This is a genomic window from Pontibacter sp. Tf4 (assembly GCF_014212495.1).
Lineage (GTDB): Bacteria > Bacteroidota > Bacteroidia > Cytophagales > Hymenobacteraceae > Pontibacter.
The window spans coordinates 36,085-49,598 of record NZ_JACKZC010000012.1 but is presented as its reverse complement, the minus strand read 5'-3'; the positions used below and the strand labels follow the sequence as shown (position 1 = coordinate 49,598).

The 13,514-nt window shown below is 48.8% G+C and carries 11 protein-coding genes; 4 read left to right on the top strand and 7 right to left on the bottom strand.

Going from position 1 to position 13,514, the window contains the following annotated elements; genetic code table 11:
• Positions 1-97 precede the first annotated feature (97 nt).
• The 6 genes from H7F15_RS18010 to H7F15_RS17985 form a co-directional block, all read right to left on the bottom strand.
• Positions 98-1,891, bottom strand: a complete 1,794-nt coding sequence (locus H7F15_RS18010; RefSeq protein ID WP_185198396.1) for an acyl-CoA dehydrogenase family protein — start codon at positions 1,889-1,891, stop codon at positions 98-100.
• A gap of 41 nt (positions 1,892-1,932) precedes the next feature.
• Positions 1,933-3,111, bottom strand: coding sequence for an acetyl-CoA C-acyltransferase (locus H7F15_RS18005; protein ID WP_185198395.1), 1,179 nt, complete (start codon positions 3,109-3,111; stop codon positions 1,933-1,935).
• 92 nt (positions 3,112-3,203) lie between these two features.
• Positions 3,204-5,606, bottom strand: coding sequence for a 3-hydroxyacyl-CoA dehydrogenase/enoyl-CoA hydratase family protein (locus tag H7F15_RS18000; RefSeq protein ID WP_185198394.1), 2,403 nt, complete (start codon positions 5,604-5,606; stop codon positions 3,204-3,206).
• A 23-nt stretch (positions 5,607-5,629) separates the two neighbouring features.
• A complete protein-coding gene (locus H7F15_RS17995; RefSeq protein ID WP_185198393.1) occupies positions 5,630-6,064 on the bottom strand; it encodes a MarR family winged helix-turn-helix transcriptional regulator in 435 nt (144 codons plus the stop codon).
• 221 nt (positions 6,065-6,285) lie between these two features.
• Positions 6,286-6,828, bottom strand: a complete 543-nt coding sequence (locus tag H7F15_RS17990; RefSeq protein WP_185198392.1) for a hypothetical protein — start codon at positions 6,826-6,828, stop codon at positions 6,286-6,288.
• A gap of 156 nt (positions 6,829-6,984) precedes the next feature.
• Positions 6,985-8,748, bottom strand: coding sequence for a long-chain fatty acid--CoA ligase (locus tag H7F15_RS17985; protein WP_185198391.1), 1,764 nt, complete (start codon positions 8,746-8,748; stop codon positions 6,985-6,987).
• A gap of 219 nt (positions 8,749-8,967) precedes the next feature.
• Between H7F15_RS17985 and H7F15_RS17980 the strand changes: the two genes are divergently transcribed.
• From H7F15_RS17980 to murQ, 4 genes are all read left to right on the top strand, one after another.
• Entirely contained in the window at positions 8,968-10,125 is a 1,158-nt protein-coding gene (locus tag H7F15_RS17980; RefSeq protein ID WP_185198390.1) for a formimidoylglutamase, read from the top strand.
• Positions 10,126-10,288: 163 nt separating this feature from the next.
• Positions 10,289-10,570 carry a cytochrome b5 domain-containing protein gene (locus H7F15_RS17975; RefSeq protein WP_185198389.1) on the top strand — a complete coding sequence of 94 codons (282 nt, stop codon included), beginning with the start codon at positions 10,289-10,291 and terminating at the stop codon, positions 10,568-10,570.
• 33 nt (positions 10,571-10,603) lie between these two features.
• A complete protein-coding gene (locus tag H7F15_RS17970; RefSeq protein WP_185198388.1) occupies positions 10,604-11,476 on the top strand; it encodes a hypothetical protein in 873 nt (290 codons plus the stop codon).
• Between the two features lie 56 nt (positions 11,477-11,532).
• Positions 11,533-12,348: an N-acetylmuramic acid 6-phosphate etherase gene (gene murQ, locus H7F15_RS17965; RefSeq protein WP_185198387.1), complete on the top strand. Its 816-nt coding sequence runs from the start codon at positions 11,533-11,535 to the stop codon at positions 12,346-12,348.
• Positions 12,349-12,355: 7 nt separating this feature from the next.
• Here the strand turns inward: murQ and H7F15_RS17960 are convergent, their stop codons facing one another.
• Complete coding sequence (locus tag H7F15_RS17960; protein ID WP_185198386.1) at positions 12,356-13,438, bottom strand: hypothetical protein; 1,083 nt, start codon at positions 13,436-13,438, stop codon at positions 12,356-12,358.
• Positions 13,439-13,514 lie beyond the last annotated feature (76 nt).

Sequence of the window (13,514 nt, the reverse complement as noted above, 5' to 3'; positions counted from 1 at the left end):
TTTTAAACTATAGATTGTCCCATTTTTAAAATCACTTAAAAACAAAAAAGGCTTCCTCTTACAGAGAAAGCCTTTCCAAACTATAAATGGTCAGAAATTAATACACGTATTCGTTTGCCTCGATAAGCGCTGCTGCAATACGACGGCGGGCATCTTTTGTATTGAACAGGTCTTTTTTGGTGAAGCGTTTCAGGCCCATGAACAACAGGCGCTGCTCATCTCCTTCAGCCATAGATGCGATAGCTTCCTTACCGGCTATAAACGATGCATCTACTGCGTCATTCACTACCACACGGGCTATGTCAATCTGGTTAGCCGCAGCTTCCTCGCCTCTTGTGCCGATCATTTTCTCCACGCGCAGCAAAGTAGACTCCGCCACATAGGTTTTGATAGCCATATCGGCAATGTTCATGAGTACTTCCTGCTCTTTAGCCAGAGACTGCATGTATTTCTGCACCGCCGTGCCTGCCACTAACAGAATAGCTTTTTTCAGGTTGCGGATTGCTTTGTATTCCGCCGCAAAAATACCGCCTTCTTCTTCCGCTCCGAAATCCGGAATAGACATCAGTTCGCCTTGTACGGCCTGTGCAGGGCCCATCAGGTCAAGCTCCCCATTCATGGCTTTCTTCAGAATCATATCCACGGTAAGCATGCGGTTGATCTCGTTGGTACCTTCAAAGATGCGGTTGATGCGTGAGTCGCGGTACGCGCGGTCCATAGGGTAGTCTGCCGAGAAACCGTAACCACCATAGATCTGTACACCTTCGTCTACCACGTAGTCCAGCACTTCAGAACCTTCTACTTTCAGCATGGCACACTCAACGGCAAACTCGCGGGCAGCTCCCAGCAATGCTTCGTTTTCGTCTTTACCGGCAGCCATCAGCTCCTGCTCCATGCGGTAAATATCCATACCAGCACGGTATTGTGCCGATTCTACAGCAAAAATGCGGATTGCCTGCTCAGCCAGTTTATAACGGATGGCACCGAATTTAGAGATTGGCAGTTTAAACTGGTGACGCTCGTTGGCATACTTCACTGACAGGTCGGCTACTTTTTTAGATGCACCCAGTGTAGCCGCACATAGTTTGATACGGCCAATGTTCAGGATGTTGAAAGCGATCAGGTGACCTTTGCCGATCTCTCCCAGCACGTTCTCTTTCGGTACTTCGCAGTCTGTTAAGAAAACCTGGCGCGTAGACGAGCCTTTGATACCCATCTTATGCTCTTCGTTACCAAGGCTCAGGCCCGGATAATCTTTCTCCACTATAAAGCCAGTGAACTTATCGCCATCCACCTGCGCAAAAACGATGAACACGTCTGCAAAACCTGCGTTTGTGATCCACATCTTCTGGCCGTTCAGGATGTAGTGCGTACCTGCTTCGTTCAGAACTGCTTTAGTTTTAGCCGCCAGCGCATCCGAACCAGAGCCCGGCTCCGTTAAGCAGTAAGACGACATCCACTCGCCGCTTACCAGCTTCGGAATGTACTTCTGCTTCTGCTCCTCAGTACCAAAGTATAAAATTGGTAGTGTTCCGATACCGGTGTGTGCCGCAAAAGCAACCGGGAACGAATGGCCACCACCTACTGATTCTGTAACCAGCAGCGACGTGTTGAAGTCCATGTTCAAGCCGCCATACTGCTCTGGTATAGATACCGCGAACAGACCAAGCTCACCTGCTTTTTTCATCAGGTTTTCCATCAGGCCTTCTTCGTGGTTATCCAGTCTGTCCAGCAGCGGGTAAACTTCTTCCTGCACAAAGTCCAGGCAGGTCTGGGCCATCATGCGTTGCTCTTCATTAAAATCTTCGGGCGTAAACACGTCCTGCGGATTCGTTTCCTTTATCAGGAACTCACCACCTTTAAGTATTGCGGTTTTATTCTGAGTTTCCATGGATAGTATATTTTAAGATGTTAGATACTGTTTTAGTTAGTTTACTTCAGTAGCTCGTAGATACCGGCTACCCCCTGGCCACCACCAACACAGGCGGTTACCATGCCGTACTTCTTGCCTAAGCGGCGAAGCTCGTGGAACTGCTGGATACTCAGCTTTGCACCAGAGCAACCCAGCGGGTGACCAAGCGAAATAGCGCCGCCGCTCACGTTCAGTTTAGCAGGGTCAAAATCCAGGTGGCGCATTACGGCTATAGACTGGGCTGCAAAGGCTTCGTTCATCTCGATCAGGTCGATATCGTTCAGTGTCATGCCAGCCATTTTCAGGGCTTTCGGAACAGCTGCTATCGGGCCCATACCCATAATGCGTGGATCAACACCACCAGTAGCGTAGCTTACCAGTCGGGCAATTGGCTCCAGGTTTAGTTCTTTTACCATGCGCTCGCTCATAACTATAACGAAGGCAGCACCGTCCGAAGTCTGAGAAGAGTTACCGGCTGTTACCGTACCACCTGCTGCGAACACCGGCTTTAAGCGAGCTAAAGCTTCCATAGAGGTATCAGCACGCGGGCCTTCATCCGTATCCACTACATAGCTGCGGGTTTTCTTTTTGCCGTTCTCATCCAGGTAAGTTTCTTCCACCGTAATCGGCACGATCTGCTCTTTAAAGTAACCGTTCTTGATCGCGTTGATCGCTTTCTGGTGAGAGTGATAAGCAAACTCATCCTGGTCTTCACGTGAAACCTTATAGTCTGCAGCCACAGCTTCGGCCGTTAAGCCCATGCTCAGATACCAGTCCGGGTTCTTGCTTGCAATTTTATAGTTCGGCACCGTTTTCCATCCAGCTGTTGGCACCAGCGACATAGATTCTGTACCACCTGCCACGATACAATCAGCCATGCCAGCCGAAATACGGTTGGCAGCGATAGCTATAGTTTCCAGGCCAGATCCGCAGTAGCGGTTTACCGTCATACCGCTCACCGACATTGGCAACGACAGCAACGAGATCATACGGCCGATCTGTAAGCCCTGCTCTGCTTCCGGCACGGCATTACCAACTATAAGGTCGTCTACACGCTCCGGGTCTAAGGCTGGCACAGAAGCCATTAGGTGTTTGATGACATCAGCGGCCAGGTCATCAGGTCTGGTGAACCGAAATCCGCCACGCCCCGCTTTACCCACGGCGCTACGAAATCCGGCTACGATATATGCATTGTTCATATTTTCTAATTGCTAAATTGTTAAATGGCTGATTGTTGATTCCTCTTATCATAGAGTCTAATCATTATTCATTACCCATTATTCATTAGACATTAATTTCTCAGCGGCTTGCCTGTGGTCAGGATACTCTGGATACGCTCTAATGTTTTGCGCTCCCCTGTCAGGGACAGGAAGGCCTCACGCTCCAGGTCAAGCAGGTACTGCTCGCTTACTTCAGTTGGGGCAGACAGATCACCGCCGCACATTACATAAGCCAGTTTCTGAGAGATCTTCAGGTCGTGCTCCGACATGTAGCGGCCGGTAAACATAGCATTGGCACCTGTCAGGAACATACCTAAAGCGCCTTTGCCCTGCACCTTAATGTTGGTGCGCTGTACTGGCTTAGTGTAACCAGCATCTGCCATAAGTATTGCCTGCGCTTTGGCATCAGCTATCAAACGGTTGCTGTTTATAGTGATGCCATCAGATTTGCGCATAAAACCTAAGTCAACCGCTTCTTTCGCTGACGTAGATACTTTCGCCATACCGATGTTCAGGAACACATTTTTCAGGTCGTTGTACTCTATATCGCCGTCGGCATACATATCGGCAGCGCGAAGCGTCATTTCTTTTGTACCGCCACCGCCTGGTATCAGACCAACACCAAACTCTACCAAGCCCATGTAGGTTTCAGCAGCAGCCTGTATGTGATCGACGTGCAGGTTAAGCTCGCAGCCACCGCCTAAAGTTAAACCGTGTGGTGCACCTACTACAGGTATAGCCGAATAGCGCATGCGCATCATGGTGTTCTGGAACTGGCGGATGATCATATTCAGCTCATCATAATCCTGATCCAGGGCATACATATAGATAAGGCCCACGTTGGCACCAGCAGAGAAATTAGCTCCCTGATTACCCACTACCATTCCACGGAAATCTTTCTCGGCTAAATCTATACCTTTGTTCAGCGCCATGATCACGTCGCCGCCCATGGTGTTCATCTTGGTATGGAACTCTACGTTCAGGATGCCATCGCCTAAGTCAGTGATAGTTGCGCCTGTGTTTTTCCAGATCACGTTATTGCCGCGCAGGTTCTCCAGAATAATAAAGTTCTCGGCACCCGGTATGGCTTTGTATGCTTTGCTGTTGATGTCGTAGTAGCGGCGCGTGCCGTTCTCTACAATGTAAAAAGACTCTTTGCCGCTGTTCAGCATTTCTTCTACCCAGGCAGCAGGCTTGTAACCGGCTTCGGTCATGCGCTGCACGCCTTCTCGGGCTCCAATGGCATCCCAGTACTCAAACGGACCAAGCTCCCAGCCAAAGCCGGCACGCATGGCATCGTCTATTCTGTAAAGCTCATCAGAGATCTCTGGAATGCGGTTACTCACGTACTGGAACAAACCATAAAGCGATTCATTAAAGAACTGAGCTGCTTTGTCATTCTGCTGAGAGAACATTTTCACACGCTTCTTCAGATCTTCGATCGGCTTAAGAACTTCCAAGCTCTGGAACTTAGCGCGTTGCTTTGGTCCGTACTCCAGTGTATTTAAATCCAGCGTCAGGATCTCGGTTTTGCCTTTCGCGTCCTTTGTTTTCTTGTAGAAACCCTGGCCGGTTTTGTCGCCCAGCCATTTGTTCTCCACCATCTTTTGCAGGTAGCCCGGCAACTGGAACAACTCACGCGACTCATCTTTCTCGCCTGTCTGGTAAAGTCCGTTTGCTACGTTAGCCAATGTATCCAGACCAACCACATCCAGGGTTCTGAAAGTAGCTGATTTCGGACGGCCGATGATCGGGCCGGAAATTCTGTCAACTTCATCTACATTCAGACCCAGCTTGTTCATTACCTGCAGGCCCTGCATAATGGCATAGATACCCACACGGTTCGCTATAAAGGCTGGTGTATCTTTAGCCAATACAGTTGTCTTACCTAAGTATAGATCACCGTAGTGCATCAGGAAATCAACTATAGCCGGATCGGTTTCAGGCGTCGGGATGATCTCGAGAAGCTTTAAATAGCGTGGTGGGTTAAAGAAGTGCGTTCCGCAGAAGTGTTTTTTAAAGTCATCAGAGCGACCATCCAGCATCATGTGGATCGGAATGCCCGATGTGTTGGACGTAATGAGTGTGCCCGGCTTGCGATGCTGCTCTACCTGGTCATACACAATCTTCTTGATCTTCAGGTTCTCCACTACTACCTCAATGGTCCAGTCAGCGGTAGCGATATCCTTCATGTTGTCCTCGAAGTTACCTGTCTGTATCAGGCGTGCATCTGCCTTGCGGTAGATCGGCGACGGGTTAGAAGCCAGTGCTGCCTGTAGCGAGCTGTTTACAATGCGGTTACGAACGGCTTTGTTTTCCAGCGTCAGGCCTTTTTTCTCTTCGTCGGGCGTCAGCTCCTTCGGTACGATGTCGAGCAGCAGCACCTGCACCCCGATGTTGGCAAAATGGCAGGCAATACGCGAGCCCATTACACCGGAACCAAGTACGGCTACTTTCTTAATTATCCTCTTCATAGAATAGCTATAGTTGTCTATGGTTAAAATATCTCTTTATTCTCGATCATAGTTTGTATGCGGCCACACACTCTGAAAAATGCATCCAGTTCTTCTTGTGCTATAGTTTCGTAAACCTTGTGGTTAAAGCGCAGCACGGTCTTTCTCGAAATCTCCTTTTTCTCCAGTCCCTTTTTGGTCAGGAAAATGCGCACCAAACGTTTATCACTGGGGTCCGAAACTTTAAAGATCAGCTTCTTTTCCTCCATGCTTTTCAGGATGCGGGTAAGGCTGCGGGCCTCCAGACCCAGCAAAGGAGCAATCTTGGTAGCAGGCGTACCTGCCTCCTGGTCTATGTTCAACAACACAAACCCTATAGATGTTGTAATGTCGTTTTTGGCGGCCTCGGTGTTGTACATGCGCGAAATGGCATGCCAACATACTTTCACATTATAATCTACTGTCTCTTCTGGCTTCATAAACACATTGGTATATACCAAATATAAAAAATAAATGTTATGCAAGCATACTATTTCAGAAAATTTATTCGGCATGCATAAAATTATAGTACGACAGATGCGATTTACAGATACTATAGTTTGTGCTATAGTTGGTATAAATAAAAAGCCCTTCCTGTGTGGGAAGGGCTTAGGTGTGTACAAAACAATTTTGTTTAGTATAAAGAATTGAACCTATGCAGTTACGGGAGGGGATATGGGGGTATGAACCTAACTTCTTTCTCAGTACTAAAGTAGTGACTTTCATTAACACTCATTTTATTCTTATCAATAAACTTGAATAGCTTATAAACTGCCAAAGCGCCCTTGTCATCTAAATCACCTCTTAACTTGACTTCACCATCAGATAATTTAATATGTATTGAGTGATCAGCAGCATCTTGCGCTTCGGTGAGGCTGGCTTTAAGAGTATTAAAATCCAGAGAGTCTAGAAATGTATATACCTGAGCCATGCCTATAGAATCAATTTCTCCTTTATAGTTTTCTCTCATAGCTTCATCATAATCATCTCTTAACCTATAATAAAAAGTACCATCAGATAGAATTTCTAAATCTTTAGTATTCCATTTAGGACATGGACACCACATTGATAGAGTAATCTTTTCAAATTCTATCTCTTCAGCTTTCACCGGCTCAGAATTCTCAGCAACTATAGTTTCAGTCTGCTTCTGCTCTTTACAGGCAAAACAAACTATAGCTAAAACTATAACCAGGTATCTGCGCATGGCAATTATAGATTGGTTCACAAAAAAATCATCCTGAAAAGCCTGGGTTTGGAGCAGGTGCTTCACCTACCTTTAACCAGGATCCTTTCAGGATGACATTACTGGTAATAAACTATAGCTTTAGCAACAAGAGCAGCACAAACTATAGTCTATAGTTTAAAACATACTGTCGATCTCTTTCTTATAGTTGGCGCTGATGTTTTTGCGCTTCACTTTCAGGGTTGGAGTCAGCTCGCCGGTTTCTACAGTCCACATGTTCGGGATGAGCGTGAACTTTTTGATGGTTTCGTACTGCGCCAGTCCCTGGTTTGCCTTGTTGATCTCGCGTTGGAACTTATCCAGTATTTCCGGCTTGGTAATCATATCGGCATCAGAGGTATAAGGAATTCCTTTATGCTGGCAATAGTCCTGTAAGCCCATAAACGATGGAACTATAAGCGCTGCCGCATACTTCTGCCCTTCACCCACGATCATCGCCTGCTCTATCACCACAGACTCTTTCAGCTTGTTCTCGATTGGCTGCGGTGCCACGTACTTACCGCCAGATGTTTTAAAGATCTCTTTTTTGCGGTCCGTAATTTTCAGGTACTTGCCCTGCACCATCTCCCCGATGTCACCGGTATGGAACCAGCCATCGCTGTCTATCACATCGGCAGTCAGGTCGTCGCGCTTGTAGTAGCCTTTCATCACGTGTGGTCCGCGGGTCAGGATCTCGCCATCTTCTTCGGCAATTTTAACTTCCACACCATCTATAGGCAAGCCCACCGTTCCGATCATGTTATTTTCCGGCTCAAAGCGGTTAACCGTTATTACCGGCGATGTTTCCGTCAGGCCATATCCTTCCATAACGCGGATGTTAGCCGACCAGAACACACGTGCCAGGCGTGGCTGCAGCGCCGCACCACCCGAAACGATGGCAATTACGTTACCGCCCAGCGCCTCGCGCCACTTACTGAAAATAAGTTTATTGGCCAGTGCCAGCTGCTGGTTATACCACCATCCCTGGTCCTCCTGTGTATCGTACTTAAGGCCCAGTTCCAGTGCCCAGAAAAACAGCTTGCGCTTCACGCCGGTCAGTTCCATGCCTTTGGCTACAATCTTGTCATATACTTTCTCGAGCAGGCGTGGCACCGTAGTAAATACATGCGGCTGTACCTCTTTCAGGTTCTCAGCTACCTTTTCAATGCTTTCGGCATAGTAAATAGAGGTACCCATGCGCATGTACAGATACAGCAGCATACGCTCAAAAATATGGCAAAGCGGCAGGAAGCTGAGTGCGCGGTGCGTATTGTTTACCGGCACGTACGGCACAGTGCCCTGCACGTTGCTGATCAGGTTATTGTGCGTCAGCATTACGCCTTTCGGGTTGCCCGTGGTGCCCGATGTATAGATAATGGTCAGGGTATCGTCTGGTGTTACAGCGGCGCGCAGCTCGTTCAGCTTTTCAGTTTCCCCGGACTGCTTGCCCAGTTCCACTATCTCGCTCCAGTGTTTGCCACCGTGCACTTCATCAAATGTAAAGATCTCTTTTATGCCTTCCAGCCCTTCAGTAGCGGCCACTACCTTGTTGTATAGTTCGCTGTCGGCAACAAATATGGCTTTTACTTCGGCATCGTTGAAAATATAGCGGTAGTCCTCCACGGTAATGGTAGGGTACATGGGCACACTAATAGCCCCTATCTGCTGAATACCAAAGTCGGCAAATACCCATTCAGGACGGTTGAAAGAGATGATCGCTACCTTGTCGTTTTTACCGATCCCTAACTTAAGAAGGCCTAAGCTCACAAGGTTCGCCATATTCTGCACATCCTGGGTGCTGTATTTTACCCATTGGCCATTTACTTTAGAGGCAAGGCAGTCAGGCTTCGGATAGCTCTCCAGCTGATGAGACAGCAGGTCAATAGTACGGGTAATACTCATGCTCGTGTTTGTGGTTTGGTGGTTGTTGCCTGCTACATCAGGAGCAGGGTAAGCCTGAGAGTCGGGCTTTCGTTAGTGCATTTTAATTATTTTTTTTTATTTCTGCCACTTTCCGGCACACAAATATTTATTTAGGTTTATATTAGAGTGCTATAGGCCGGGCAGGTTGATCGCAGCAGCCTGCCCGGCCTATAGAGTGCTACAAACAGCCCGACATTTATGAACCTGTCTATTTTTTTTGAGCCGCTGAACGAAGACATTTTTGCGGCCATGAACAAGCCCCGCACCCTGGGCGCATATATCAGCCGCTTTGTAAGCAAGTTCCCGGATTGGCGCGCTGCCGATATTGCCATTTTTGGCGTAAACGAACACCGCGGCAGCGGCAGCACCGAAAACCCCGAACCAGCTATGGCCCCGGCCCGCGCGGTGCGCCAGAAACTATACACGCTCAACAAAGGTACCGGCAGCTGCAAAGTAGTGGACATGGGCAACCTGCGCCCCGGCATTACGCTGGATGATACTTACCTGCGCATAAAAGAGATCGTGGAAGTACTGATCTCGCATAACACCATACCGGTTATCATAGGCGGCTCGCACGATCTGGAGTACGGCCAGTACATGGGCTACGAGCACCTGGAACGTGTAGTGAACATGGTAACCATAGACAGCAGCGTAGACATGACCGAAGACACCGACGCAACGGCCAATAAAAAGCAGCTGCGCCAGATACTGATGCACGAACCTAACTACCTGTTCAGCCTGGGACAGATCGGTTACCAGTCGTACCTTGTGGAGCCGGAAGTGATGGCTACGCTGGAGAAGATGCATTTTGAAGCGTACCGCGTTGGGGAAGTACACCGCAATGTGCAGGAAATGGAACCGGTGGTGCGCCTGGCAGATCTTTTAACGATAGATATCTCGGCCATCCGCCACCAGGATGCACCGGGCTACGAACCAGCCAACCCGTTTGGCCTTACCGGCGAAGAAGCCTGCCAGCTGTGCTGGTATGCCGGCCTGAACGATAACCTGACATCACTGGGCATTTACGAATACAACCCCGCCCTCGACGACCGCCAGTTAACAGCTGCAACTATAGCTACCATGATCTGGTATTTTATCGAAGGCTTTTATCACCGTAAAAATGAGATCAGCTTTAGTAGCGGCCAGTTTACCAAATATGCAGTGGCCTTTAACGAGGAACCCGACCGCATGGTATTCTATAAAAGCAAGCAATCCGAGAAATGGTGGCTGGAAGTAGAATCGCTGACGGAAGGCAAAAGCCCGCACATTGTGCCCTGCAGCTACGAAGACTACCTGCAGGCAACCAACGGCGAGGTACCTAACCGCTGGATTCTGACACAGGCACGGATAGGGTAATTTTACAGATTTGGAGATGTGAAGATTTGGAGATTTGAAAATTATACTGAACATAAACTATAGTTGTAAAGCTGAATTGGGGTTAAGTGGATCAGATTACCGAATTTTATAAACTGAAGTCATCTTTACATCTCCAAATTTCCCAATCTTCAAATCAACGAAAATGACTTTACCAGAATATACTTTACAGCAACTTGCGCTGCGCAACGGGCAGGACCGGGACGATATCTGGGTGGCATATAAAGGTGTGATCTATGATGTGCAGAAGTCGCGGCTGTGGCGCGCGGGCAAGCACTACGAGCACTGGGCCGGGCAGGACCTGACCGAAGAACTGAAAGATGCCCCGCATACTGCGTATGTTTTTGATAAATTTGAGGCGATCGGGCTGGTAAAAAACTCTGTTTACCGGACAACCGATGCCGGCCCGGATAACTATAAACTATAAACCGGGTTAATACAGTGTATAAAGAAATAAACTATGGTTCTTATTGCAGATAGCGGTTCTACCAAAACAGACTGGAATATCCTGACGGCTACGAATGTGTTAGAGCATGTGCAGACAATTGGCTTTAACCCTATGTACCAGGATGCAGAAGAGATATACAGCGAGCTGGAAAAAACTTTGTTGCCGCAGCTAACCCATAAAGCACCGGCGGCCATTTACTTTTACGGTGCCGGCTGCAGTTCGCCGGAGCGTAACAAACGGGTATCGGATGCATTGCAGCGCTTGTTCCCGGAAAGTGAAGTGCACATAGACCACGACCTGCTGAGTGCTGCACGCGCCGCCTGTGGCCATAACCCGGGCATTGCCTGCATACTGGGCACCGGTTCCAACAGCTGCCTCTACGATGGCTCTAAAATAACAGACAATGTACCCTCGCTGGGCTTTTTGCTGGGCGATGAAGGAAGCGGTGCCTACATGGGCAAGCTTTTACTAAGAGCATACTTTTACCGTGAGCTTCCCGATGAACTGGCACAATCGTTAAAAAACACCTATCATCTTTCCAAAGACACGTTTCTGGACACGTTGTACGGCGCCGATGTGCCCAGCCGCTACATTGCCACCTTTGCCAGGTTTATGCACGACAAGCGCAAGCATCCGGTTATAAAAGAGATGATCTACGAGAACTTTGAGCTGTTTTTTGAACGCCATGTGCTCAAGTATAAAGACCATACCAAGCTGCCGGTTAACTTTGTAGGCTCTATAGCTTACTATTTTGCCGACATCCTGAAATCAGCAGCCAGGAAGTATGGCTTGCACGTAGGCACGATCATACAAAGCCCCAGCGAAGGCCTGATCAGTTACCATCAGCAACTGCTGCAAAAGTCCGGCACAGCCAGCAATGCGTAAACTATAGCTCCGGCGTCCATTCTTAATTCCTAATCCATCATTCATACTTAACTATAGTGTCTACTACCGAATCCGCATCTAACTACGACGGCCTGGAGCAAATGCCCGTGCGGCAGCTGCTGGAAAGCATAAACCAGGAAGATAAAACTGTACCACTGGCCGTAGAGAAAGCCATACCACAGTTAGAGCAACTGGTTAATGCCACCATAGAGCGCTTGCAGCAGGGCGGACGGCTGTTTTATATTGGTGCCGGTACCAGTGGCCGCTTGGGCGTGGTAGATGCCTCGGAGTGCCCGCCAACCTACGGTGTACCGCACGGCATGGTAATAGGTCTGATAGCAGGCGGCGATACAGCCATACGTAAGGCAGTAGAGTTTGCTGAGGACGACGAAGAGCAGGCCTGGAAAGATCTGCAGGCGCATGACATTAACGAGAAGGATATTGTAGTTGGAATAGCTGCATCGGGCAGAACACCTTACGTGATAGGTGGCCTTAAAACCTGCCGTGCGCACGGCATAGCCACGGGCTGTATCGTCTGCAACGCCAATAGCGCCGTAGCTGCCGCCGCCGACTACCCGGTAGAGATCATTACCGGGCCGGAGTTTGTAACCGGTAGTACCCGCATGAAAGCCGGCACCGCTCAAAAGCTTGCGCTTAACATGCTCACCACCTCCACCATGATCCGGCTGGGCCGCGTGAAAGGCAACAAGATGGTGGACATGCAGCTTTCGAACCTGAAATTAGTGGACCGTGGCACCCGCATGCTGATGGAAGAACTGCAGTTGCCCCGTCCGGAAGCCGAAGCTCTGTTGCAGAAGCACGGCGGCGTACGCGCAGCAATTGAAGCCTACAGAAAAGAGCAACAGGGTTAACCTATAGTTACTCCGATGCCAGCGCTGTTTCGGCAACTATAAATCCGTCTGTCAGTACTTTGGCGGCCTCTTTGCTTGGCACCACATAGTTTTTTACAGACCAGTTACTGGCCAGCATAAACCGGTTATCCTGCAAACTATAAAGTACCTTTTTACGATAGTCGATCAGGGGCTCCAGGCCAAGGCTGGCACGCAGGGTGTTTACTTTATCTTCTTCGCGGGTACTTAAGCGTTCTACCAAGTATTTATCCAACAGTTTCAGTTTTTTTGGTCCTTCGCAGTCTTTTGGGTTGGTGCAGGCTACTTTTACCAGCGCTATTGTTTTGTATTTGCGGTTACCGGCCTGTGCCTCCATTAGGTAGGCAGCCGCCTGGGGTGTGAGGTTGCCCTGCTGCACGGCCTCCTGCAGCAACGGCGTAAAATCGAAGCCTTTTTTGGCAGTGGTCTGTCGCTCTATAACAATACTGAAGCGAGGCAGTTGCTCCATGGCAGCTCCTGCTCCTATCAGTTTCTCGCCGGGGAAGCCATGCCTGGCTATAGTTCGCAGGAGCATATCTACGTTTTCATCCTCAATTTTGCGCAGTGTATCCGCGTATACGCGCAGGCCGCCTTCGGCAAACCGGTATTTCCTGTCGCGGTAGTACAGTTCGTCTAATTCAGCTCTTACCTCCTGGTTGGTGCGGCGCTTGTACTTCCGGTGATACTTCGGGTATTTTTTCTCAAATTTTCGCCAGTCCTTTGTTTCATACAGCGGCTCAAACACTTTCTGCTTCTGTACAAAAGCCAGGTCCACGCCTTTCAGGGCAAGCTGTTTCAGGTAATCGAAGGTCTGCTTTTTATCTTCGGAGAGGGTGGCACACACAGCGGCGTTATAGTAGTCGCGGGCGAAGGGCTCCGGCACGGCAGCAAAAGCAGTCTTGTATTTCTCGAGTGCTGCGGCATAGTCTTTATTGATGATCAGTAACTCGGCTTCGTGCACCAGCGGGTGATAGGCTTTGATGTAATCGGTATCGGTTGCCAGTACCGGGCGTACCAGCAGCAACACAAATACCAAAAGCAGGGAGCGGAAGCAGGTATAATTTAACGACATACTACGTTAGGGTAAAAAGCAGGCAATCCAAAGCCGCATCACTAAAACAAAAAATATCCGATATAACTTTACTCCG